Genomic DNA, 22,044 nt, shown 5'->3' on the forward strand with positions numbered 1-22,044 from the left:
CGACGCGCGGGGAAATGCGCACGGCATGGTCATTGCTGTCCGACCTCGGCCCCATCGAGGCCATCTCGACTTCCCCCCGAGGCATTCGCAACCATGAGCATCACGTCCCGCATCCTCTCTCGTCCCATCGCCGTACGCGCCGCCGTGCTCGTCGCATGCGCTTCCGTCGTGGCATCGGCTGCCTATCGATGGTCCGATGACCTCGTCGAAGGCATCGCGCACGCGCAGACCGCCCCTCAAACGAGCACGGACATGCTGACGGGCTTCGATGCGGACGCCATGGCCACGTTCGTCGCCGACACCACGAGCTGCCCGGCCATCCCCGCCAGCGGGCTTTCGGGCCTCTTCAAAGAGCGATTCTACTTCCTGAGCGAGATTGGCTGCGAGAACCTCCCCTGCTTCCTCGCCAAGGTGAAGAATAGCGTGCACGCGAATGCGACCCTCATCGTCGACGAGCAGTGCACGGTTCATCAGCCGATCCAGATCCCGGCCCGCTTCACGCTGGCGGGCGTTGGTCCCGCTGGCCAGGGCGTACTCGCCTTCGAGGATCTGCCCGACCATGCGCCTGCGCTCAGCGTCGAGTCGGTGCTCCCGAGTGGTGTCTCCGAGAATGTCATCCGGGACCTGTGGATCGTCCGAGCGAGCGGCGGCACCTGGAACACGGGAATCAACGTGTCGGGTGGCAATATCGTTCGGCTCGAGAACGTCCGCGTCTCGGGCTTCGCCGTGGGGCTCTTCGGCAAGAGCGCGTATTCGGTGGTCGTCGAGGGGTCGACGTTCTACGGGAACGCGTTCAACGTCATGATCCACAGGGATGCCAATCACTGGCGCTTCCGCGATAACACCTTGGGCCTCGCCACGTTCTACAGCGTCAAGGTCTTCGGCCCCTCGGACGGCCCGGGCACGTGGAACAACGATCATCTCTTCTCGGGCAACCGCTTCGAGGGGAGCCTCGTCGGCGCCATGATGCTCGGCTCCTACGCGACCATCGTCGAGAACAACCGCTTCGAAAGCAATGGCTACAACGGCGTGTACATCACGGGGTCGGCAACGGAGACGCGGGTGCACTCGAACGTCTTCTCGACGGACGTGGTCAACGACCAGGGCCAGGGAACGAGGTGCGACTTGAACATCCCGAACAGCGCTTGTCCAGACAACTGAGGCGCCCGGCTCGCGCCCGTGAAGGAATCACGGGCTCGGCGGTTCGAGCGGCACCCGTATCGGGGCCTTCGTCACTCTCTCTCCGCCACCGTCGATGCCGCATGCGTTGCCCGGGAGACTCCCCCAGCCCCACAGGGAGTGATCTTCGCCGAGCGCGAACGTGCAATAGCTGCTGGACGCGATGTGGACGATCTTCGGCAATCCGGGGACGAGCACGCCCGAGGGCGAGCTCCTTTGCACGTCGCTCCCGAATCCCCCCGAGTTGCCGTCACCGAAACAGTAGACATTGCCTTGTTTATCGAGAGCGCAGCGGTGCTTGAAGCTGCCAGCCACCTCGACGATGTCCGAGAGCCCCTGGATCCGGGTCGGCGGGAAATACCCTCTCGTCCTGAGGGGCCGGCCCACGGTGCCGCGCTCCGCGCTCCCCCAGGAGAAAACCTCCCCCTTTTCGGTCCAGGCCGTGGCGTCATGGTTGAACGGCGCGACGTCGACGACCCCCGAGATCCCTCGTCCATCGGGGAAGATCAGATTGCGGGGCGGCGGGAGCTTCAGCTTGGCCGCGACCGGAGCTACCTTCGGGCCGTAGTCGTGCTCCTTGCCTGCCGCGAGAGACGCGAGCGTATCGCTGCCGAAGCACCGCACCTCACTCGTCGCGAGCAACGCGCAGGCCTGATGGTGCGACATGCGGACACGCTTGACGCCGGCGAGCCCTTCGACCTTGCGCGGATCCGGCGCGGCCCCGGGCTGCGTCAGGTCTTTCGCCATTCCCCACCGGAGGACGTCTCCGCCGCGGGTCCAGACCAGGGTGGTGTTATCCGACACGACCACCCCCACGGCGTCCTGAATCCCAGGGACCTGCGTGGGCCGCTTCGTTTCGGTGCCGATCGCGCTCGCGCCCAGGCCGAGCTGCCCGCTCTGGTTATTGCCCCAGCAAAATACGCTTCCCGCGGCGTCCACGGCGCACACGTGCCAGACGCTCACCGCGACATCGACGACGTTCGAGATCCCCGGGACCCGGGCGGGGCTCGTCACGTATCCATGCCAGTCCTGCTGGAGACGGTCGTTGCCCCAGCAAAAAAGCTCACCCGACCCGACGATGGCGCAGGTGGCGGAACGGCCGAGCACGAGCTTTTTCACGTCGCGAATGCCCTGGACCCAGGCCGGCGTCGTTTCGTCACGGGTATGGCCGCGGCCGAGCTGGCCGGAGGCGTTGGGCCCACCCCAGCACTGGAGCATGCCGTTCTCGAAGATGGCGCAGGCGCGATCATTGTCGTTGCCGACGACGCGCGTCACATGCCCCGGAGGAGCGAGCTTTGGCGAGGGTGGCGGTACGTCCGGCGGAGGCGAAGGCTCCGCAGGCGTTGCGGGGGCCGAAGGCGACGTCCGAGGCTCTGGTGTGGTCTCGGCGGGACGCGCTTCAGCGACGCGTCTCGGTGCGGACTCCGACGTCGCTCCACACGAAAGGACGAGCGGGAGCGTGACGAGCACCCTGGGTAGCGATCGCATTCTCATGAGGAAGGACCGGAATCTACCCGAAGGGTCGGCGCTCATGCAACCGCGGCGCCCCCGCAATGAGGTCAGATGCGAAGACGCAGCCGGCTTTTGCCTGGGTGCTTTGGGCGAGGACGGCCGAGCAGGCGCCTGCCCGCGTCGAGCAGGTGCTCGCGCAGGGTATCGTCGTCGACGCCTGCGAACTCGGGAGCGCCGCCGGCCATCGCGAGCCCCGCGGACATGACGTGCACGGTGATCGCGTCGGCGAGGCCCGGATCGGCACCGGCGAACACCGTTCTCAATTTCGTCTTGAGGTCCTCGTCCCGCGCCTGCAACGTCCGCTTGATGAGACGCTGAAGCCCGGGGTCGCTGTTGAACAGGCCGACCAGCGTGCGCTCGCGGACGATGAGGTCGACGAACCCGGCGAGCGCGTGATCGATCTGCGCGCCCCGGCTCCGTTTCGTGCGCGCTTCATCGAGGATCTGATCCATCTCCTGCAACGCGGGTGCGGCCACGGCCTCGGCGATCTCGTCCTTGGACTTGAAGTGGTAGTAGAGGGCGGCCTTCGTGACGCCGAGCTCGTCGGCGATCATCTGCATCGACGTGCCCTCCATCCCGTGTTCGCCGAACAGCTTCAGCGCGGTGGCGAGCAGTCGTGATCTCGTGTCGTTGACAGCGGTGCCGGCAGTCATGGCCCTCCTCGGGAACCGAGACAGTACCCCGCTCCTCGTCGTTCGGCATGCTTTCCGATCCGCCCATCCAACTTACCGTTTGGTAAGTCACATCCTGACCGATCGGCTTGCCATGAACTTACCGATCGGTTAGTGTGGATCTCGAACCGAGGAGGACCCATGACTGCCGACGCCATTCCGCTCGCCATCACCAGGACCTGCCCTTTCGCGCCGCCTGCGCAGCATCAACAGCTCCGAAAAGAGGCGCCCATCGCCAAGGTGAAGCTGCCTTCGGGCGCGACGGCTTGGGCTGTCACGAGGCACGAGGACATTCGGACGATCCTGTCCGACCCGCGGTTCAGCGCCAGCCGGCGCAATCCTGGCTTCCCCCACCTGACCGAAAAAACGCCGCCGCCCCTGACTGCCAAGCCGTTCCTGATCGAGATGGACGGGCAAGAGCACTCGGCTGCACGAAGGGCCGTGGTGGGAGAGTTTTCCGTCAAGCGGATGGCCGCGCTCGCACCGCGCATCCAGCAAATCGTGGACCAATCTATCGACGCAATGCTGGCCGGGCCCCGCCCGGTCGACCTGGTGCAGGCGCTCTCCCTGCCGGTGCCATCGCTCGTGATTTGCGAGCTGCTCGGCGTGCCTTACGCGGATCATGAGTTTTTCCAGGCACGCTCCGCCAAACTGGTGGGTCGTACGCCGACCATCGAAGAGAAGGCGGGCGCCTTCTTCGAGCTCGTGGGTTATCTGAACAAGCTGGTGACCGACAAGGAGGAGAATCCGACCGACGACTTGCTCGGCCGCCAGATCGTCAAGCTGCGCGAAGAGGGTGCTTACGATCACGAGACCATGCTCAACCTGGCCTTCATTCTCTTGATCGCGGGTCACGAGACCACGGCGAACATGATCTCGCTGAGCACGCTGATGCTGCTGAAGCATCCCGAGAAGCTCGCGGTCCTTCGGCAAGATCCCGAAAAAACCCTGGCGGCCGTCGAGGAGCTCTTGCGTTACTTCACCATTGCGGAAGCCGGCATCGGTCGGGTCGCCACCGAGGACGTGGAACTCGGGGGTGTGCTCATCCGGGCCGGGGAAGGCGTCGTCGTGCTGGCCAACGTGGGCAATCGTGATCCGGAGGTCTTCGAGAACGGAGACGAGCTCGAGGTCGAACGTGGCGCCCGGAACCACATCGCCTTCGGCTTCGGCCCACACCAGTGCCTCGGTCAGAACCTGGCCCGGCTCGAATTGCAAATCGTGCTCGATACACTGTTCCGGCGGATCCCCGAGCTACGCCCTGCCGTGCGCGAGGAGGAGCTGTCTTTCAAGGACGACGCCACCGTGTACGGCATGTACGAGTTCCCGGTCACCTGGTGAATGGCCTTCCCGCCCGATCGATCGGCGCGCGCCCTCGTGCTATGAGGCCGCCGCTGGAGGCACTCCCGGATGGGAACACCATCGAACGCGCAGAAGGAAGAAGTACTGAAGATCGCGGCCGAGGTCGCTACGGGGAAGCGGGACAGCGCCGATCTGCCACACGGCATCACGCTCGGCGAGCCGATCTCCGGCGAGGAGGCCAAAAGGTTGCTCCTCCAAGAGCTCGAGGCCCAAGCGAAGGCCGACGAAAAGCGGGCAGCGCATCTCCGGGTCGCCGAGGCCCTCTGGTCGAAGATGGAAGCCGAAGGGGTGCAGGAAGGCACGCGGGGGCGATTCGAAGCTCTCTTCGTCTCGAGCGATCGAGAATCGGCCGCATCCCTCGCCGCCGAGCTTGGTGGTGACGAAGACTGGGAGGCCAAGGTCTCGGAGGACAGCACCGGGCAGCTTCAAATCAAGGTCCTCACCCGACCTCTCGTGCTCGGCCTGGAAGTCGTGGTCGAACTCGCGAACCAGATGGACATCCACGCCCGCGAGTTCGGCTGCGACTTCGTCAGCCTTCAGCCGACGCCCACGAAAGCCCGGCGTCCCTGGTGGAGATTCTGGTCGTAACGGCTTTGCGTGGCAATCAGCGGGGAGGTGCCTGGATGTCTCGCGTCCCCCTCGCCGTCAATTGTCCATCAGACAGTCGATGTCACGGCCCAGGCTGAAGCACGAGGGACAGACCCCATCGAGGCAGAAATCCGTCTTGGCGTCCTCGACCCACGACGGGATTCGCGAGCATGTCGCGTCAGGCCGAACCACGAGCGCCCCCACGATGGTCCCCCCTGCCAGCGTACAGCGATAGGCGCGGGGCGTATTCGTCACGTAATTCCGCAGTCGGGCCGTACGCACCGAGAGGCAGCCGAGCTTTCGCCCGACGTTCCAGCACGACTGGCAGGAGCCTCCCATACAGTACAACTCCGACGCACCCGCGATGTGCGTACTGTACCGGGTACACGTCCCGTCCTCATTCGCGATCAAGGACGATCTCCGTGCCCCCGCCATGCTGCACTGATAGACCCCGGTCGTGATCCTCTCTTCAGCCTCGACAATCGCTCCCTCGTCGGACTCCCCTGCCCCGCCTGCAGGATCCATCGCCGTACAGCCGCCTACGAGTGTAAAAATGCCCATGAGCGCGAGCCCGGCCCCGATGGCGCGCCTCGCGCGATGCGTGTTCCTCATCGTCGCCTCCATGGTCGATCGTGCGCTGAATGTCGATCAACTCGACAATCGCTCGACGTTCCAGCTTTTTTCGTTCCGAAGGGGGACGCTTCACGCCCCCCCTCCTCGACGCCGCCAGCGAGCTCGTATGACCTGGCCTCAGTTTTCCAGAATACAGCCAATATCCCGGGCGAGGCTATAACACGAGACGCAGGCGCCCTGCGGACAGTACCGATTGGAGGCACCGGCCAGCGTCGTCGTGAATCGCCTGCACGTCTCGTCCGGCCTGACCAGGAGCGACCCCATCACGCTCCCGCTCCCCAGGGTGCAGCGGAAGATCCCGGTATCGATGGCGGATGCAGCTTCCCCGGTGGTCCCTTCCTCCGCGGCTGCCCCATCACGGCTGGGATGCGCCAGCGCGCTGCCGCTCATCATCGCGAACGACGCAACCAGGGCGAGCCCAAAACCGGTCTTCAGGATTCGAGACATGGAATGGATGGACATACCTTCTCTCCTTGTGATCGAGGCATGGTTCCCCACGAGCCGATGACCTCTGGCGTGTTCATGGGACCGCCCGCGACGTAGAGAAAGCCCGCCCGGAACGAATCGTTTCCGCCCGAGTCACTGCTTTGTATTGCCATCCGAGATCCGCACCAGGAGCTCCGATGGCAACGCAAGCCCTCTACGGAACGTGAAATTGGGGTCGGTGCCTCACACACGCAGACGGAAGGAATGCCCCGGCTGTCGTCCCGCGAGCCGCCAGCGCGAAAGCGGGATTGTAAAAACGCTAAAGCTCCGGCGGTCGATACATCGGACCGCCCGAAGCCCGCGCGGTCGCCGTCGCGGGCGTGCTCGGATCACGCTTCGTCGTCGCCGTATTCTTTCCCGCCTTCGACGAGGCGGGCGCCACACGCGCGGACTCCGTCGCCAGAGGAGCGGGCGCCTCGGGGGGGCTCGCCGGGGGCGGCGGCGCGGCGGCGGCGCTCGGCGTCGTCGCGGCCGCCGGGGAATCGATGGACGGCGCCGGTGTCGACGACGCCGCAGGCGCGACCTCGTTTGTCCGCGGAGGACGAAGCCCCCAGAATGCGCCGGCGGCGAGCGCGACAGTCGCGACGACCGCCATTGCGAGCGTCGCCGGCCGCATGCGCCTGCCCCGGCTCTCCTCCGGCGGCACGATGACGGCCGACGCGCTCTCCGCCGCCTTCACGTCGGAGGGGCTCGAGACCCGCGCGCGCCCGGAGCTCGGATTCTCGATTCGTGTCGGAACGAGCGCGGCCTGGCCCTCCTCGCTGCTCTTCGAGCGCAATTCGACGAGCGGCGTGTGGATCCCCTGGGCCCGGATGAACGACGCGACGGCGCGCGGCGTCGCGAGTTTCATTCCCATGCTCCGGACGGCGTCGTCCAGGGCTTCGGCGAAATCGGCCGCCGTGGCATATCGCACGTCCGGATTCTTCTCGAGCCCGCGCATGCACACGGCGTCGAGCGCCTCCGGCACGTCGGGGTTCACGGAGCGCGGGGACGGCGTCTCGCTCGCCACGACCTTCGCGAGCATCTCGGCCTCGCTGTCGCCGCGGACGAGCCGCTCGAGCGCCATGAGCTCCCAGAGCAAGACGGCGGCTGCGTAGACGTCCGTCCGCCGATCGACCGGCAATCGACCGGCCTGCTCGGGCGACATATAACCGATCTTGCCCTTGAGCTGCGAGCCGTGCGTCGTAGAGATACGCGCCTCGGCCCGCGCCACGCCGAAATCCGTGATTCTCGCGACGCCGTCCACGCCGATGAGGACATTCTGCGGCGAGACGTCGCGGTGCACGAGGTGGAGGGGCAAGCCCCGCGGGTCGGTCAGCTCGTGCGCGGCATGCAGCCCGGCGAGCATGTCCAGAAATACGCGGAGCGCGATGTCGAGCGGAAGCGTGGCCCCCTGCTTGTACAGCGCGCGCAAGAGCTGCTGCAGGGAAGCCCCCTCGATGTACTCCATCACGATGAAGACGCCGCGATCGTCCTGTTGGACGTCGATCGTACCGACCACGTTCGGGTGGCGGATCTGCGCGGCGAGGCGCGCCTCGTCGAGGAACATCGCGACGAATTCGGGTTCGTCCGCGAGGTGCGCGTGCATCGTTTTGATCGCCACGAGCCGCTCGAAGCCGCCCATGCCGAGGGCGCGCCCGAGGTGCACGGTCGCCATTCCGCCCGATGCGATCAATTGCAGGATCTCGTATCGCCCTCCCCGCAGCTCCATCGCCTGCTCCTCAAGGCTCGTTTCCCCAGACGAGGACGCCCTTGGAATAGAGCGTGACGTTCGCCCAGTCGGTGAAGGAGGTCTTCGTCGGATCGAACGAGTAGTCGCCCGCCTGGTTCACGGTCGTGAAGTTCTGCGTGTGCAAGCGCGCCTGGATCTCCCCGCTGTCGGAGTTGGCGGTGAGGATACCGGCGTCGGTCGTGAACGATATTGCGGCGTACGTGTCGGCTTTCACGCCCGACGTGTGGCCGAACGCACCCGACGTATGAATACAGTTGAACGGGGCGAAGTCGCAATCGTAAACGAAGCTCCCCCCGCCGTCGTGCGTGAACCAGTAGCGGATCTCGAAGTCACTCAGCGGCACGTTCTCCTGGGTGCCGTTCACGATCTTGAAATGCGGCTGTATTTGTATGTCGTCGACCTTCGGATTGGCGTTCTTGTACTGCAAGCGAAAGCCGGTCGGGGGCGCGCCGCCTGCGCCCCCTCCACCACCGCCCATTCCACCGATGCCCACGCCCCCCGCGCCGCCATCTCCGCCGGCGCCGCCGGCGGAGGGACCCGTCGCCCCGGGCTCGCCGCTCGATGCAAGCCGCGGATCGTAGCCCTCCCAATCGAAGCTACACGCGCTGACGCTGCCGAAGGCCGCGAGGGCGGCGACGACGAGCCGTGGAGACGACGCGGGACCACGCCTACGGATCGAATGCATTCCCCCTCCTAAAAAGCGACCGTGCAGTGGACGCCCGCGCCCCCCGGCGACATCGTGAAGCCCGCGCCCACGACGGGGCTTTGGGGCGCCACGATGCTCGTGCCGGAAGGAGCCGAGCGCGCAGCAGGGCGAGCGAACGACGGCCCGCCGAACAAAATCATGAGCCCCCCGCCGACGATCCCCGCCGCACCGATGGCGAGGCTGGTATTGGCGGCCGTCGTCAGCGCCATGCCGCTGTCGACGACGTCGGCGTATTTCAGATCGGTACAGCGCGTCGCGTGGCATTCTTCTTCGAGCGTCGCGAACCGGCTCCGGGCCATGAGCCCCGTGACGCCGAAGATCGCCATCCCCGCGACGCCGATGCCCGCGACGACGAACCCCGCCGTCCGCACCGCGCCACCCGTCCGCAGTTCGTCGCCGCCCGGCGGCTTCGGGCCCTCCACGCGCACGGGGCCCGTCGGCTCGATCTTCTTGGGCCCGACGTCCGGGAACACCAGCGAAACCCGCTCACTCGCGCCCGCCTCGACCGTCTGCTCCTGCCGCGCGACTCTCCCGTCCGCGCGCGTCGCCGCGACGACGACCGTCCCGGGGTCCACCGCGAAAGCAACGCCGAACTTTTCCGGCGGCACGCGCGATCCATTGACCGTCACCTCGACGCCCGCGGGATCCGCGATCTCGACGACGAGTTTTCCCACCTTCGACTCGAGGAGCGCGACATGCTTCGCGGCGGCGTCTCGTGTCGGTACATATTTCGGCTCGGTCTCCGCGCGCTTCGTGGCCTCGCGCAGCGTCGCCGACATCTCCTCGTAGGCCTCGGCCGTCCTTCCGAGCGCGACGAGGCAATTGCCGATCATGATGCGCGCGTTCGGGCTGCCCGACGCGTTATAGGCGTGGCGAAAGCCGACGAGCGCTTCGGCGAAATGGCCCTGATCGAAGAGCTTTTGCGCCGACACGTAGAGGTCCTGCGCGGAGGGCGGGCCCTGCGGTTCCCCGGCGACCGCGGGCGCCGCAGCGCTCACGAGCAGGGCGGCCACGAGCCACGGGAACACGCGATTGCGGCTGCAGGTCATTGACCTCTCCCCCCTGGAAGCTGTAGCGGTTCGTCGACGGGACCCCTCGACGCAGGGTCGTGGCCGCCCGACCGCGAAGAGCACGCGCCGGAGGATGGTGCTGCCCCTCCGGATGCTGCGATCACGCGCAGCGCCGCGTCTGTCTCCCCGCAAAACCCCATCGCCGGAACGTACAGTACATGAAAGGTTCGTCCGTCGCGACGGTGTTCATGGTAAAATATCTTTGTTTACTGAGCGGCGAACGTTGCGCGGAGCGTCAGTGGCGAAGGCGGGATCGGGGCGGCGTGGGCCTCGGCCCCCTCGTCACTCGGCGGCATGCAGAGAGCATGTTGCTCTAACGGTTTCCAGCTTCCGTGAAAGGATGCGGGCGCGACAGATCGAGCCGAGCCCGCCGTGACGAGGTCGGGTCGGACAACCCGCCTCCGCATCGCTCCCCTTTCCGCATCGCTCCCCTCCGCCAGGGCGCCTTCGCCGGATCATGGCGCCTTGCGGCCCTCCCCGACGCGCATCAAGTACGTCTGCGAAAAACCGGAACGCCAAGGGAGTTCGTCATGGCCGAGATCATGATCAGCATCCTCGATGGATCGACGTTCGTCACGTCCAGTCGAACGGGGGACATCGACGCCACGCCGGATCAGCCGCACGGACTATTCTACAAGGACACGCGCCACCTCTCGCGCTGGATTCTCCGCGTCGATGGAAAGCCCCCCGACGTGCTCACGGCGGACAGCGTGGAGTATTACTTTGCCCAGTTTTTCCTGTTCCCTCGCACCGCGAGCATCTATGAGAATCCCTATGTCTCGATCATCCGGCGCCGTCACGCAGGCGAAGGCTTCCGCGAGGAAATCGAGGTCATCAACCATTCCACGAAGCCGATCGCGATCAAGCTCCACATCGACGCGGCTGCCGACTTCGCCGACCTGTTCGAGGTCAAGGACGCGCTCGCCAAGAAGGGGGAACTGTACCGCGAGGTACGGGAACACGAGCTCCTGCTCGGCTACCGGCGAGAGGGCTTCGTACGGCAAACCCTCATCGGCTCGAGCCAACCCGCCGAGGTGAGCGAGGTCGGTTTCGTCTTCGAGCTCGAGATCCAGCCGAAATCCTCGTGGACGACGATCATGTCCGTACGCCCGCTTTCCGGCCACGTCACGGCGGCCGACCCTTCGAAGACGCAGCAATGGCTGAGGCCAGACCGGCGCGAGGACGTGACGCGATGGATCGAGAGCGTGCCGCTCGTGAGCAGCGAGCCTCCCATCATCCAGCAGGTGTACATGAGGAGCATCATCGACCTCGCGGCGCTTCGCTTTTACCCCTACCCCGACATTTTCCCGCAATACGCGCTTCCCGCCGCCGGATTGCCATGGTTCATGGCGCTCTTCGGCCGCGACAGCCTGATCACCAGTTATCAAGCGCTGCCCTTCCTCCCCGAGCTCGCCGCAACCTCGCTCGTCGTGCTCGGCGGGCGGCAGGGCCGCGAATGCGACGATTTCCGCGATGAGGAGCCGGGGAAGATCCTGCACGAGCTGCGCTTCGGGGAGCTCACCGCCTTCGCCGAGCGACCACAGTCGCCCTATTACGGCACCGCCGACGCGACGCCGCTCTTCCTGATCCTGCTCGACGAATACGAGCGATGGACCGGCGACGCGGCGCTCGTACGCCGGCTGGAAAAGGTCGCGCGCGCCGCGCTCGACTGGATCGACCGGTATGGCGACCGCGACGGAGACGGGTACATCGAATACGAGCGGAGGGCCAATACCGGCCTCGAGAACCAATGCTGGAAGGACTCCTGGAACTCGATCCTGTTCGCGGACGGCACGCTCGCGGAGGGGCCGCGCGCGACCTGTGAGCTCCAGGGATACGCGTACGACGCCAAGATCCGGTGTGCGCGACTCGCACGATCGATCTTCCGTGATCCAGCCCTCGCCGAGCGATTGGAGAGCGAGGCGGCCGACCTCAAGGCGCGTTTCAATCGAGATTTCTGGATTCCGGAGCGAGGCTTCTTCGCGCTCGCGCTCGATGGGCGAAAGCGCAAGGTCGACAGTCTCACCTCGAATATCGGACACCTCCTGTGGAGCGGGATCGTCGAGGACGACAAGGTCGAGTCGATCGTCCGCCACCTCATGGGCCCGGCGCTTTTCTCCGGCTGGGGTGTCCGCACCATGGCCGACGGCGAAGCAGGGTACAACCCGATCGAATACCACAACGGTACGGTCTGGCCCCACGACAACGCCATCATCGCCGCGGGCCTGGCACGTCATGGTTATCGCGAGGAAGCCAGCCGCATCTGTACGGCTCTCTTCGACGCCGCGAGGTTTTTCCGCTTTCGCCTGCCCGAGGTCTTCGCCGGGTACGAGCGTAAAAGGACCGGCTTCCCCGTCGAGTACCCCACGGCGTCGAGCCCGCAGGCCTGGGCCTCCGGAGCGCCCCTGCTCGCCATCCGCGTCCTTTTGGGTCTCGAGCCGAAGGGCGACGAGCTGACATCGGCGCCCGCCCTGCCGGACAACATCGCTTCGCTCTCGGTTCGCCGTGTCCCAGGGCGATGGGAGCCCGCCGATGTCCACGCGGAGCGTCCGGACGCCCGGACGCCCATGGATGTGCTTCGGGATTGGCTCGCCGAGAGGGAGGCGCTCCGGAAGGCAGCTTGATGGCCTCCTACCCGCCGAGGCAGCGCGCGGTCATGCGGCCTTCTGGCCCTGCTGCAGCGCCGCCTCGAGCTTCTCTTCTGCGTCCTTGGAGAGCGAGGTCCGCAGCACCGTTCCGCCGTACTTGGCGAGCTCGGGGATGACCTTGTCGGCCGTGACCTTGCGGGTGAGCGTGAAGATCGCCGAGCTCCCTGGTTTCATCTGCTCGGCGAGCCGCTTCATGAAGGCATCGTCGATCCCATAGTCCGATGCTTTGCCCGTGAGCGCTCCGGTCGCCGCTCCAACGGCCAGGCCGAACACGGGGGCGAGGAAAAACAGGCCGATCAACATACCCCACAATCCGCCCGACAACGCGCCGGCAGCCGTGAGATCCTTGCTCTGGTGGAGTCGGACCTTTCCTTCCGGCCCCTTGGTCACATAGCAGGCGTCCTCGAGATCGACGAGGTTTTCGCTGCTCATTCGGTTGATGGCCAGCATGACCTCGGCTGCGCGGTGTTCGTCCGGGTATGCGATGACAACCAGATCGCTCATGACGTGCTCCTTTCGAGGCTCATCAAAGCAACGGCCGTGCCCGATCTTCATTTCGTCGAGGCACGTCCGGGACGAGGGCGCCCGGCGTTCGCCGGGAGAAACACCGCTGCGGTGAGGCCGATCAAACCGAACAGGCCCACCGCTGCCAAAGCCAGACCCATCGCTCGGTCCCGGGCCTCGGCATTGATCCTGGTCACCTCCTCCACGACGGCCTGGGGTTTGCCCTGCAGCGCCTTGCGGACCTCCGCGTCGCTCACGGCGCTGACGCTGTGTTCGAGCGCCGCGGACAGCCGCTGCTTTTCGCCCGCGGACAGGACCGTGCTCTCGGCGACGCGAGAGGCAATCCCGGCGTGGAGGGCCGAGATCAGCACCGCGCCGGCGATCGCGGTGCCGAGCGACGAACCGAGATTCGACACGCTGCGCGAGATGCCGGAGATCTCGCCCTGGTCCTCGTCCGGTACGCTCGACTGCACGAGGTTGACCGACGCCGTAAGCATGATACCCGCGCCAAACCCGATCAAAAAGAGCCCGGGGATGAAGGTGAGGACGCTGGATGTGGCGTCGACGAGCAAGAGCAAGAGGGCGATGCCCGAAAGAGCCGTCACGAATCCAGCGCGAATGATCGAGCGCTGGGGGTACTTTCGTGTCATCTTCTCCATTCGCGTGGATGCAATCAGGATCCCGAGCGTCGCCGGCGTCACGAGGACGCCGGTTCGAATGGCGTCGTACCCCCGGCTGACCTGCAAGAAGACGGACACGACGAAGAACGTGCCGATCATCATGAACCATTGCACGTGCTGCGTGACGAGCCCCAGATTCACGGTCCGGCTCTCGAACAGCCTCGTCGACAAGAGCGGTCTGCCCGAGCGCTCCCGGCGCCGCACATGCAGGAAGAAAAACACGAGCAGCGTGATACCCATCGTCGTGAACAGGACGACCGGCGAGACGTCTCCTCGCGCGAGGACCACGGCCGCGCCGATCACGAAATCCTTGCGCGCGCGGAGCCAGCCGTACGTTCCCGCTTGGAGAATGCCGATAACGGTGAGGGCGAGGCCGGCCGCGGACAGCACAGCGCCCAAGAGGTCGAACTCGCGTTTCGGAAGATCGGCTTTGGGCTCGACAATCCGACGGCTCGCGTAGAGGATCACGAGGGTGGTCAATGCCTCGGCGAGGAACGAGGCGCGCCAGGTGATCGTCGTCGTGAGGAACCCGCCAATGAGCGGCCCGCTGGCCGAGCCGAGCCCTCCAGCGGCGCTGACCAGCGCGAACCCCTTCGCGCGCGAAACCGGGTCGGCGAACGAGACCGTGATCAAGATGTAAATCGGAGGAATCATGAGCGCCGAGCCGATTCCTTCCAGCAGCGAAAAACCGGTGATCATGACCGCCAGCGCGGGCGAGAGCGCCGTGACGAGCGCGCCTATGCCGTACATGGCGATCCCGAGCCTGAAGCAGCGCTTGCGTCCCCAGAGGTCGCTGAGCTTGCTCCCCGGGATCATCAGCGCGGCCATGGTCAACGTGAAGAGCGTGATGACCGTCTGAACACCGGTCACCGTCGTCCCGAGGTCCTCCGTGATCCGGCTGATGGCGACGTTCATGCTCGAGGCGTCGTAGCTCGCGAGGAACTGCGCCAGCGCAAGGGGCACGAGCATCGACCGCGTGGCGCGGGCATCGAGCTCGTTCAGCCCGTTCGCGTCGCCACCACGCCCGGGGTTGAAATCCTTCGGCTCGGGGGCCATGCCTCTTCCCTCCTCCGATCTCCGGAGCAGCGCCGCCGCACGCGGCTCGTAACGCTGGCCGGCGCCCGTCGCAAGGCCGGTTTTTCCTGGCTTACGAGCGCATCGAGCGGCCTCCGCGCGGAGGCGAAGAAGGCGGACCCATCCGAATCGGGCTCAGCCTGGAGCGTCCGTCGTGTGATGCATGAGCGCCCTCCAGACGCCTTCGCGCTGCTGCCATACCGCGCTGAACGCGAGGAGTTTTTCCAGACGCACTCCACCCCGTAGCTCGACCCGCCCCAGGTATACCCCCGTGATCAGCGCGATGCGCTCGGCGACGATGCGCACGTCGAACCGCCGGAACTCCTCGGTATACGACGTCACGTCCTGGATGAGCACCCAATAATCCTTTTTGCCGCGCTGAGCGCCGGTGGAATCGATGTACTCCCAGCTCTCGTCGACGTGCCGATCGAAATACCCCGCGTCCTTGGCGCCCACGGCCGCCGTCCACTGGTGCATGAGCGCGAGGAGCTCTTCTTTTGCTCGTTCGGGGCGAAGAATGTCTGTCATGGCGTGTCCCTCCGACGCATCCTACCGCATCGGGCCGCCCGATGGCGGCCAAAGGGGCATCCCTTCACCCGCGGACGAGCACGAGCGCGCGGGACAGGATCATGAGCCCGAGCGCAACCAGGACGATCGGTAACGCCACGCGGCCCCAACGTTGGATACGATGTCCCAGGAGCGCATTGTGGACGAGATGATGGCCGACGGCGCAAAAGACGCCGGTCATCACCATGAACACGCTTGCGTAAAGCGGGATGAGCTTCGGTGCGCTCGAAAAGAGGGGAATGTACACGCCCAGGTTGTCTCCGCCATTCGCTACCGTGACACCGGCGACGGCGAGCACCTTGGAACGCAGGATCCCGGGGCGCGGTTCGGGCTCCGAGGCATCCGCGTCTTCCTGGCCCCGCCAGAGGGCCCACAGGCCGCGAAGCCCGAGCCCGAGCGGCAGGAGCCCGAGCAGCCCGATGAAGCCCTCGGGCACGACGAGCGCGAAGAGCGCGCACGCAGCGCTGACCGCAACGAGAGCGGCGATGCCGAGGAACTGGCCGGCGACGACGTGACGCGGCTCGAAGCTCGGATCCGAGAAGAATGCCGCGAGCAGCAAGAGATCGTCGACGTTCGTGGAAACGAAGACGACGAGGGCCACGCCGAGCGCCGAGAGTACGTCACCCATGCGGGAGCCGATCAGCTCGACATCTCGGCGCTCGTCGCTCGCAGCGAGGCTCGCTCGCGTATCGAATCGGCGAGCCGATCCTCGATGTGATGGTCCACCTCGATATCGATGTGCCTCGCCTCCGGAATGACGGCGCGTACGGCCACCTCGATATCGTCGATTTCCTTGCTGATGGCGAGGAGCGCACCATCCGCCACGACCCGCAGCGTCCTCTCGCGCTCCGCGCCGGACAGCGCGCCGGGCTGCGCGGGCAACGTCAGATCGAGCCGGGCCGCGAGGAAAGCCGCGTCGAACGTGACCTCGGCCTTGAGCTTGTAGACTTCCGGCGTGATCCGCCGGCTCTTCACATCACGCACGCCGCGGACGCTCGGCCGCTCGCGTAGCACCCGGACGAACGCCTCCTCCACGCCGTCGGGCACGGCCATCCCGATCAGCAATTCGCGATTCTGGGTGACGAGGTGGATCGCGACGAACCCGAGGAGCAAGCCGACGAGGATGGAGGCAATCGCGTCCCAGACCGGGCTGCCCGTGTAATACGAGGCCACGATGCCTATCGCCGCCAGGAACAGGCCCAGCACGGCGGCACCGTCCTCGAGCAGGATGGCCACCGACGCCGGATCCGCTTTCTCGCGCACATACCGAAAGAAAGGCATGCTCCCGCGCTGCGCGGCGATGCTCCGTGCGGCGAAGACGAGCGCGCTTCCTTCGATGAGGAACGAAAGGCCGAGGACGACGAATGTCACCACGTTGACCGAGGTCGCGTGGGGATGACGTAGCCCCTCGATGCCGTGATACACGGTGACGCCGCAGCCGACGAAGAAGATGCCGGCGGCCGAGAGCAAGCCGAACACGAAGCGCTCGCCGCCGTAGCCATAAGGGAATTCTTCGTCCCCTTGTCGCGCGCCGCGCTTCAGCCCGATGAAGAGGAGCAGCTGGTTGCCCGTGTCCGCGGCGCTGTGGATGGCCTCGGAGAGCATCGCGCCCGAGCCGGACAGGAAAAAGGCCACGAACTTGAGGAGCGTCACGAGCGTGTTCGCGGCGAGCGCGGCGATCACGGCAGGCAGGGAGGAAGGAGTCGCCATCGTGGGTCCCCTGCATCCCAGCGCGGGACGGGCCCCGGGTCAAGTCATGCCTTACTGGCAGCGTGTCGTCATGCCATCGTCGACGCACGTCTTGGCCGAGTCCGCGCAGTCGACCGCCACCACGAAGCGGGGGGCGTCCGCGGGCTGGATGAGCTTCGGGCGGCACGTCAACCGGACGTTTCCGTCGCACGATTCCTCGAACGTGTCGTCGCACGAAGCTTGCGGCGCACGCGCGCAGTAAGCCTCGCCCTCCGTGGGCTCGACGCAGATTTCGTTGGGCGCTTCGCAAGGCGTATCGTGCACCTTTCGGTTGACGACCTGGTCCGGCCCCTCGCCGCAGGTCTCCAGGACGTTGCCATTGCATTGTTTCCTGAAACTGCACTCGTTGCCGCACCCGTTCATCACCAGGAGCGCCGCCGCCGTCAGAAAGATGCGCTGCATGATCCGAGAGATGGCCCAGAGGGCAACCGTACACAAGCGCTTTTTTGCGCGGACCCGTGCCCGCCACGGAGGAGCTCGGTCGGGCTCCCCGAGGGCCGCTCTCGATCACCCGACAAGCGAATGGAAATCTTCCGGCTCGTTGGAGGCGGGCCCAGGGTAGAAAAAATGCAGTGCTACCCAGGGCGCAGGAAGGGGAACGGACGATGATTCTCGTGACCGGAGCGACAGGGAACGTTGGCAGCGCAGTGCTCGAGCAGCTCGTCGAGGCGGGCCAGAAGGTCCGCGCGCTCGTGCGCGACCCGGCCAAGCTGGGGGAGCTCGGCCGGAAGGTGGAGGTCGTGAAAGGCGATCTCGCGAAACCCGAGACGCTCGACGCCGCGTTCGCGGGCGTGGATAAGGCATTCTTGCTCTTCACGGGGGACGATCTGGCGAAGCTCGCAGCCAACGCGGCGGAGGCGGCGAAAAAGGCAGGCGTCACGCACATCGTGATGCTTTCGTCGTCGACCGTCGTCCAGGCGCCCGAGATGCAGATCGGTCGCTGGCACGTCGAGGCCGAGGCGAAGATCAAGGCATCGGGGCTCGCCTGGACGATCCTCCAGCCGGGAGCCTTCGCGTCGAACACCCTCAACTGGGCCGGCTCGATCAAGAGCCGTGGCGCGGTCTTTCAACCCACGGGCGACGGGAAGGCGGCGCCGATCGATCCGCGCGACATCGCGGCGGTCGCCGTGAAGGTCTTGATTTCACCTGGACACGAAGGGAAGTCCTACATGCTCACCGGGCCGGAGGCGCTGAGCGCGGCGGAGCAGGTGGCGAAGATCAGCGCGGCGATCGGAAAGCCCGTCGCGTTCGTCGACGTGACCGAGGACGCAGCCCGCGAGGGAATGGTGAAGGCGGGTTTGCCCGAGCTATTCATCCGCGCCATCCTCGAGGCGCACGCAATGGTCAAGGCCGGGCTTGGGGCGCACATCACGAATACGGTCGAAGAGCTCCTCGGGCAGAAGGCGCGGACCTTCGACGATTGGCTGAAGAGCCATGGAAAGGCGTTCCAGTAGGCCGAACCGCGCCGCAAGGGGCTAGCCCGCCGTGGCGGGCCTGGAGAGGATCTTCATGGCGTGCCGCAGCCCCTCGCGGACGTCCGCACGGGTATCGACAGCCGACAGGTCGATCCCGAGCGTGACCATCGTCTGCGCCACGGCCGGCCGGATGCCGGTGATCACGCATGCCGCTCCAAGGAGGCGTATCGCGTCGACGATCCTCAAGAGCGCCGTCGCGACCGCCGCGTCCACGACGGCGACGCCGGCGAGATCGAGGATCACCACGGCGGCGCGGTGCGCTCGCACCGCCGTGAGCATCTCCTCCGCGAGCTGGGCCGCGCGTGGGCTGTCGAGCGTCCCGATGATCGGGGACAGGAGGACGCGGTCATGCAGGGGAAGGACGGGCGTCGAGAGCTCCCGAATGGCGGCGTCCTGGCACCGTATTCGCTGAATCGCCTGCTGGAGCTCGGTGGTCTGCGACATGAGCCTCTCGTTGACCTTCGCGAGCTCGGCGCTTGCCGCATACGCCATCGCCGCCTCCTCCTCGGCTCTTCTCGTCGCGGCGTGGATGGCGTCGAGGCTCGGGATCGCGAGCAGCTGCGGCAGGACCCGATACCGCAGCAGCACGGCCGTCGAGATGGATACGAGCGCCGTGGCGACCTTCACCTCGCCCGTCAGCCAGTAGAGCGGCCGCCAGACCACGAGGACCTCGAGCGCATGCCCCACGCCGCAGAGGACGATGAAGGCCGCGAAGCAAATGAGGGTCCAGTTGACCGGGATGTCCCGCCGAGCGCGCCACAACATGAGGAGACTCATGGGAATCCAGGCGTACGAGAACGCGATCACGAAATCAGACACCACGTGAAGGCCGATCAAGGTTCTCGGCCATACGTCCGATCGTACACACCCGAGCACGGGCGAGAACGTGGGCAACAAAAACACCACGATCGCGGCGGCCGTTCCCAGGCCGATGGCAAGGAATCGATTCATCGCAGTCCCCCTCCCCCTGTCGATGCTCCCCACGGCCATGATTGCCTTGCCGTTTGCCGGATACAAGAGCTCCGTTGTGGTGCCTGGACTACCCAAAGCCCATTTTTCCAAAGTATGTTGCCGTCCCGGTCGATATCCATTTCGAGCAGAAACCCGAGCGCGAGCGCCCTCGGTTCGCACCTCGCCCCGCCGTACGATGCGGCTTGCCAACGGAATACTCTTTCGCCAACGCGTTGGCGCCGCGGCCTCACGCGCCGCACGTCGCGTGCACGATGGACGCCATGACGAAGCTCCGGATCGGCATCCTCATCGGCACCACGCGCGCGACGCGGTTCGGCCACAAGCCCGCCCAGTGGATCTTCGATCTGGCCTCGCGGCGTGACGACGTCGACGCCGAGATCCTCGACCTGCGCAATTTCCCCATGCCCTTTTTCGACGAGGTGGCCTCGAACGCCTGGGCGCCGAGCAAGAACGAGGTCGCCCAGCGCTGGCAGAAGAAGGTGGCGGAATTCGACGGCTACATCTTCGTCACGCCCGAGTACAATCGTGCGCCGCCCGGCGTGCTCAAAAACGCGCTCGATTACGCCTACGTGGAGTGGATCCGGAAGGCCGCCGCCTGCGTGGGGTACGGGAGCGTCGGCGGGGCGCGCGCCGTCGAGCAGCTACGTCTCATTTGCGTCGAGCTGCAGATGGCGCCGACCCGGACCGGCGTTCACATCCAGGGCGCGGACTTTTTCGCGGCGAAGCAGGGGAAGAGCCTCGCGGAAATCGAGCACCTGCAGAAAAACGCCACCGCCATGCTGGACGAGCTCGTCTGGTGGTCCTTGGCGCTCAAAGCCGCGCGCGAGAAGGCCTGAACGGAGTCATTCGGCGGCGCCTGTGGGACGCGCCCACTCGACGATGTGGAACGGGACCCCTTGCGGCGATTTGAGCAGCGCGAAACGACCGACACAGGGGAGCTCCTGCACCGGAATGCAGAGCGACGCGCCGAGCTCCACGCCGCGACGCACCGTCTCGTCGGCATTCGTGACCGCGAAGGACATGCCCCAATGCGGCGGGACGTCCCCCACGTGCGGCAGGGCCTGCATCGCGCCGGCAACGGGGACACCGTCGAGCTTAAAAAGTGTGTACGTCATGCCGGGCACCGGCTGCTGCTCCTCCGGCGTCCAGCCGAAAAGCGTTGCGTAAAACGCCGTCGCTCGGCCGACGTCGCTCGTGATCGTCTCGAACCAGCTCGGCGCGCCGTGCGCGTGGCTGTCGACGTCCATGCCGGCCTCCTTTTTCGGCTGCCACACGGCGAAGACGGCGCCGTTCGGGTCCGTGCACATGGCCATCCTGCCATTTTCGAGCACATCGAATGCCGGCTCGGCGCGCCCGCCGAGCGAGGTGACCTTCGCGACGGCGGCGTCGGCGCTCTCGACCTTCACCATGACCCCGATGACCGGCGGCGTGCCTTGCGGCATGTTCGCCGCTGCAAGATCCATCAGCGCGCCGGCCGTGCGCTCCCCGACAAGGATGAGCTGCCCCCCGGGGACACCCGGCATCTCACCGTACGTCCAGCCGAACAGCGCGCCGAAGAACGCGCGCGCGCGCTCGGCCTCCGGGGTCATCAGGTTGATCCAGCAAAAATCGTGCGTCTTGCGCGTACCCGTCGTCATCGTGGTCTCCTTGTCCACGTAGACCGGGCCCGCGCCGAGAACTCATCGATCGCGCGAAAAAAAATTTCTCCGAGGCACCTAAGCTCGTCCGCCGAGCAGGTGCGTGCGCATCTCGTCGAGCATCTTGCCGAGACGCACCGCCGCCGCTTCCACGGCTGCGCAATCCGGCGGATCGGGCCTCTCGAATGCGTCTCGTACCGTGGTTGCCAGGATGTCCGCCTGCCGCTCCAGCGTGGGCGCCTCGTGCGGCTGCAGCTTCGTGAGCAAAAACGAACCCGCCAGGATGGCCTCGATGGAATGCGCCTGGTCGGCGAGCGAGCGATCCAAGCGCAAGAGCCCGTGCTCCCTGAAGGCCTGCAACATCCGATGGAGCAGGTCCGTGAGCCCGAGGGCGCGCGCCAAGGACGGCGTCGATCGGTCCGGCGCGAGCGCTCCCAGAATGTCGGTGTCCTCTCCGAAAATGGCCCTGGCGAGCGGGCGCCCGGCGTGGAGCAGGAACATCGAGCGAAGCATCCGGTGCGGCAAGACCGTCCTCGGATCCCCTCGCATGTCGTCGAGCTGCGCACCGAGCATGGAAGCCATCTCACGACGCAGCAGCTCCATGAAGAGCGCTTCCTTCGACTTCCAGTGGAGGTAGATGGTGCCCTTTCCTACACGAGCACGACGCGCGATGTCGTCGATCGTGACCCGCTTGTAGCCCCACCCGAGAAGAAGCTCCTGTGCTTCCGCGAGGATCCGCTCGCCGCGCGCTCGGTGTTGTTCGTCATCGCACGCTGCCATCACGCCGTACTCTACAGCGGTC

General features: G+C 66.1%; 22 protein-coding genes. 6 read left to right on the forward strand and 16 right to left on the reverse strand.

Going from position 1 to position 22,044, the window contains the following annotated elements; translation table 11 throughout:
* The first annotated feature begins 93 nt into the window (after window positions 1-93).
* On the forward strand, window positions 94-1,161 hold the full coding sequence (locus KEG38_RS24485; RefSeq protein ID WP_272422301.1) for a right-handed parallel beta-helix repeat-containing protein: 1,068 nt from the start codon (window positions 94-96) through the stop codon (window positions 1,159-1,161).
* Window positions 1,162-1,188: 27 nt separating this feature from the next.
* Here the strand turns inward: KEG38_RS24485 and KEG38_RS24490 are convergent, their stop codons facing one another.
* A complete protein-coding gene (locus KEG38_RS24490; RefSeq protein WP_272422302.1) occupies window positions 1,189-2,454 on the reverse strand; it encodes an RCC1 domain-containing protein in 1,266 nt (421 codons plus the stop codon).
* A gap of 284 nt (window positions 2,455-2,738) precedes the next feature.
* On the reverse strand, window positions 2,739-3,344 hold the full coding sequence (locus KEG38_RS24495; RefSeq protein ID WP_272422303.1) for a TetR/AcrR family transcriptional regulator: 606 nt from the start codon (window positions 3,342-3,344) through the stop codon (window positions 2,739-2,741).
* Window positions 3,345-3,503: 159 nt separating this feature from the next.
* Between KEG38_RS24495 and KEG38_RS24500 the strand changes: the two genes are divergently transcribed.
* Complete coding sequence (locus tag KEG38_RS24500; protein WP_272422304.1) at window positions 3,504-4,700, forward strand: cytochrome P450; 1,197 nt, start codon at window positions 3,504-3,506, stop codon at window positions 4,698-4,700.
* Window positions 4,701-4,769: 69 nt separating this feature from the next.
* Complete coding sequence (locus KEG38_RS24505) at window positions 4,770-5,309, forward strand: hypothetical protein (RefSeq protein ID WP_272422305.1); 540 nt, start codon at window positions 4,770-4,772, stop codon at window positions 5,307-5,309.
* Window positions 5,310-5,366: 57 nt separating this feature from the next.
* Here KEG38_RS24505 and KEG38_RS24510 read toward each other — a convergent pair whose 3' ends face one another.
* The 5 genes from KEG38_RS24510 to KEG38_RS24530 all read right to left on the reverse strand — a co-directional run bounded on the left by KEG38_RS24510 (window position 5,367) and on the right by KEG38_RS24530 (window position 9,915).
* Window positions 5,367-5,921, reverse strand: a complete 555-nt coding sequence (locus tag KEG38_RS24510) for a hypothetical protein (protein WP_272422306.1) — start codon at window positions 5,919-5,921, stop codon at window positions 5,367-5,369.
* A 138-nt stretch (window positions 5,922-6,059) separates the two neighbouring features.
* Window positions 6,060-6,404, reverse strand: coding sequence for a hypothetical protein (locus KEG38_RS24515; RefSeq protein ID WP_272422307.1), 345 nt, complete (start codon window positions 6,402-6,404; stop codon window positions 6,060-6,062).
* 283 nt (window positions 6,405-6,687) lie between these two features.
* On the reverse strand, window positions 6,688-8,139 hold the full coding sequence (locus KEG38_RS24520; protein ID WP_272422308.1) for a serine/threonine-protein kinase: 1,452 nt from the start codon (window positions 8,137-8,139) through the stop codon (window positions 6,688-6,690).
* A gap of 10 nt (window positions 8,140-8,149) precedes the next feature.
* Window positions 8,150-8,845, reverse strand: a complete 696-nt coding sequence (locus KEG38_RS24525) for a cellulose binding domain-containing protein (RefSeq protein WP_272422309.1) — start codon at window positions 8,843-8,845, stop codon at window positions 8,150-8,152.
* An 8-nt stretch (window positions 8,846-8,853) separates the two neighbouring features.
* Entirely contained in the window at window positions 8,854-9,915 is a 1,062-nt protein-coding gene (locus KEG38_RS24530) for a hypothetical protein (protein ID WP_272422310.1), read from the reverse strand.
* A 551-nt stretch (window positions 9,916-10,466) separates the two neighbouring features.
* On the opposite strand from KEG38_RS24530, the gene KEG38_RS24535 reads away from it, so the two are divergent.
* Window positions 10,467-12,560 (forward strand): amylo-alpha-1,6-glucosidase, encoded by a 2,094-nt coding sequence (locus KEG38_RS24535; protein WP_272422311.1) that lies wholly within the window; start codon window positions 10,467-10,469, stop codon window positions 12,558-12,560.
* Between the two features lie 30 nt (window positions 12,561-12,590).
* On the opposite strand, the gene KEG38_RS24540 is transcribed toward KEG38_RS24535, so the two are convergent.
* The 6 genes from KEG38_RS24540 to KEG38_RS24565 all read right to left on the reverse strand — a co-directional run bounded on the left by KEG38_RS24540 (window position 12,591) and on the right by KEG38_RS24565 (window position 17,560).
* Window positions 12,591-13,088 carry a DUF1269 domain-containing protein gene (locus tag KEG38_RS24540; RefSeq protein ID WP_272422312.1) on the reverse strand — a complete coding sequence of 166 codons (498 nt, stop codon included), beginning with the start codon at window positions 13,086-13,088 and terminating at the stop codon, window positions 12,591-12,593.
* A gap of 47 nt (window positions 13,089-13,135) precedes the next feature.
* Window positions 13,136-14,824, reverse strand: coding sequence for an MFS transporter (locus KEG38_RS24545; protein ID WP_272422313.1), 1,689 nt, complete (start codon window positions 14,822-14,824; stop codon window positions 13,136-13,138).
* 153 nt (window positions 14,825-14,977) lie between these two features.
* Complete coding sequence (locus KEG38_RS24550) at window positions 14,978-15,370, reverse strand: nuclear transport factor 2 family protein (protein WP_272422314.1); 393 nt, start codon at window positions 15,368-15,370, stop codon at window positions 14,978-14,980.
* A 64-nt stretch (window positions 15,371-15,434) separates the two neighbouring features.
* The gene (locus KEG38_RS24555) at window positions 15,435-16,037 is read right to left on the reverse strand and encodes a cadmium resistance transporter (protein WP_272422315.1); all 603 of its coding nucleotides are present in this window, start codon (window positions 16,035-16,037) and stop codon (window positions 15,435-15,437) included.
* A gap of 11 nt (window positions 16,038-16,048) precedes the next feature.
* Complete coding sequence (locus KEG38_RS24560) at window positions 16,049-17,119, reverse strand: cation diffusion facilitator family transporter (RefSeq protein ID WP_272422316.1); 1,071 nt, start codon at window positions 17,117-17,119, stop codon at window positions 16,049-16,051.
* Window positions 17,120-17,170: 51 nt separating this feature from the next.
* A complete protein-coding gene (locus KEG38_RS24565) occupies window positions 17,171-17,560 on the reverse strand; it encodes a hypothetical protein (protein ID WP_272422317.1) in 390 nt (129 codons plus the stop codon).
* A 203-nt stretch (window positions 17,561-17,763) separates the two neighbouring features.
* Here KEG38_RS24565 and KEG38_RS24570 point away from each other — a divergent pair, with 203 nt between their 5' ends.
* Entirely contained in the window at window positions 17,764-18,612 is an 849-nt protein-coding gene (locus tag KEG38_RS24570; RefSeq protein ID WP_272422318.1) for an SDR family oxidoreductase, read from the forward strand.
* A gap of 21 nt (window positions 18,613-18,633) precedes the next feature.
* Here KEG38_RS24570 and KEG38_RS24575 read toward each other — a convergent pair whose 3' ends face one another.
* On the reverse strand, window positions 18,634-19,584 hold the full coding sequence (locus tag KEG38_RS24575) for an STAS domain-containing protein (RefSeq protein ID WP_272422319.1): 951 nt from the start codon (window positions 19,582-19,584) through the stop codon (window positions 18,634-18,636).
* A gap of 281 nt (window positions 19,585-19,865) precedes the next feature.
* Between KEG38_RS24575 and KEG38_RS24580 the strand changes: the two genes are divergently transcribed.
* Entirely contained in the window at window positions 19,866-20,441 is a 576-nt protein-coding gene (locus KEG38_RS24580; protein WP_272422320.1) for an NADPH-dependent FMN reductase, read from the forward strand.
* Between the two features lie 6 nt (window positions 20,442-20,447).
* Here KEG38_RS24580 and KEG38_RS24585 read toward each other — a convergent pair whose 3' ends face one another.
* Complete coding sequence (locus KEG38_RS24585; RefSeq protein ID WP_272422321.1) at window positions 20,448-21,242, reverse strand: VOC family protein; 795 nt, start codon at window positions 21,240-21,242, stop codon at window positions 20,448-20,450.
* Window positions 21,243-21,320: 78 nt separating this feature from the next.
* Window positions 21,321-22,022: a TetR/AcrR family transcriptional regulator gene (locus tag KEG38_RS24590; protein WP_272422322.1), complete on the reverse strand. Its 702-nt coding sequence runs from the start codon at window positions 22,020-22,022 to the stop codon at window positions 21,321-21,323.
* Window positions 22,023-22,044 lie beyond the last annotated feature (22 nt).

It is taken from the genome of Polyangium jinanense (assembly GCF_028435265.1).
Taxonomy (GTDB): domain Bacteria; phylum Myxococcota_A; class Polyangia; order Polyangiales; family Polyangiaceae; genus Polyangium; species Polyangium jinanense.

Coding starts and splice junctions, on each gene's coding strand:
- KEG38_RS24580 (WP_272422320.1), top strand. CDS start 19,866: ATGACGAAGCTCCGGATCGGCATCCTCATCGGCACCACGCGCGCGACG.
- KEG38_RS24590 (WP_272422322.1), bottom strand. CDS start 22,022: ATGGCAGCGTGCGATGACGAACAACACCGAGCGCGCGGCGAGCGGATC.
- KEG38_RS24565 (WP_272422317.1), bottom strand. CDS start 17,560: ATGCAGCGCATCTTTCTGACGGCGGCGGCGCTCCTGGTGATGAACGGG.
- KEG38_RS24525 (WP_272422309.1), bottom strand. CDS start 8,845: ATGCATTCGATCCGTAGGCGTGGTCCCGCGTCGTCTCCACGGCTCGTC.
- KEG38_RS24510 (WP_272422306.1), bottom strand. CDS start 5,921: ATGAGGAACACGCATCGCGCGAGGCGCGCCATCGGGGCCGGGCTCGCG.
- KEG38_RS24530 (WP_272422310.1), bottom strand. CDS start 9,915: ATGACCTGCAGCCGCAATCGCGTGTTCCCGTGGCTCGTGGCCGCCCTG.
- KEG38_RS24535 (WP_272422311.1), top strand. CDS start 10,467: ATGGCCGAGATCATGATCAGCATCCTCGATGGATCGACGTTCGTCACG.
- KEG38_RS24555 (WP_272422315.1), bottom strand. CDS start 16,037: ATGGGTGACGTACTCTCGGCGCTCGGCGTGGCCCTCGTCGTCTTCGTT.
- KEG38_RS24515 (WP_272422307.1), bottom strand. CDS start 6,404: ATGTCCATCCATTCCATGTCTCGAATCCTGAAGACCGGTTTTGGGCTC.
- KEG38_RS24485 (WP_272422301.1), top strand. CDS start 94: ATGAGCATCACGTCCCGCATCCTCTCTCGTCCCATCGCCGTACGCGCC.
- KEG38_RS24495 (WP_272422303.1), bottom strand. CDS start 3,344: ATGACTGCCGGCACCGCTGTCAACGACACGAGATCACGACTGCTCGCC.
- KEG38_RS24575 (WP_272422319.1), bottom strand. CDS start 19,584: ATGAATCGATTCCTTGCCATCGGCCTGGGAACGGCCGCCGCGATCGTG.
- KEG38_RS24520 (WP_272422308.1), bottom strand. CDS start 8,139: ATGGAGCTGCGGGGAGGGCGATACGAGATCCTGCAATTGATCGCATCG.
- KEG38_RS24560 (WP_272422316.1), bottom strand. CDS start 17,119: ATGGCGACTCCTTCCTCCCTGCCTGCCGTGATCGCCGCGCTCGCCGCG.
- KEG38_RS24500 (WP_272422304.1), top strand. CDS start 3,504: ATGACTGCCGACGCCATTCCGCTCGCCATCACCAGGACCTGCCCTTTC.
- KEG38_RS24585 (WP_272422321.1), bottom strand. CDS start 21,242: ATGACGACGGGTACGCGCAAGACGCACGATTTTTGCTGGATCAACCTG.
- KEG38_RS24545 (WP_272422313.1), bottom strand. CDS start 14,824: ATGGCCCCCGAGCCGAAGGATTTCAACCCCGGGCGTGGTGGCGACGCG.
- KEG38_RS24505 (WP_272422305.1), top strand. CDS start 4,770: ATGGGAACACCATCGAACGCGCAGAAGGAAGAAGTACTGAAGATCGCG.
- KEG38_RS24550 (WP_272422314.1), bottom strand. CDS start 15,370: ATGACAGACATTCTTCGCCCCGAACGAGCAAAAGAAGAGCTCCTCGCG.
- KEG38_RS24570 (WP_272422318.1), top strand. CDS start 17,764: ATGATTCTCGTGACCGGAGCGACAGGGAACGTTGGCAGCGCAGTGCTC.
- KEG38_RS24540 (WP_272422312.1), bottom strand. CDS start 13,088: ATGAGCGATCTGGTTGTCATCGCATACCCGGACGAACACCGCGCAGCC.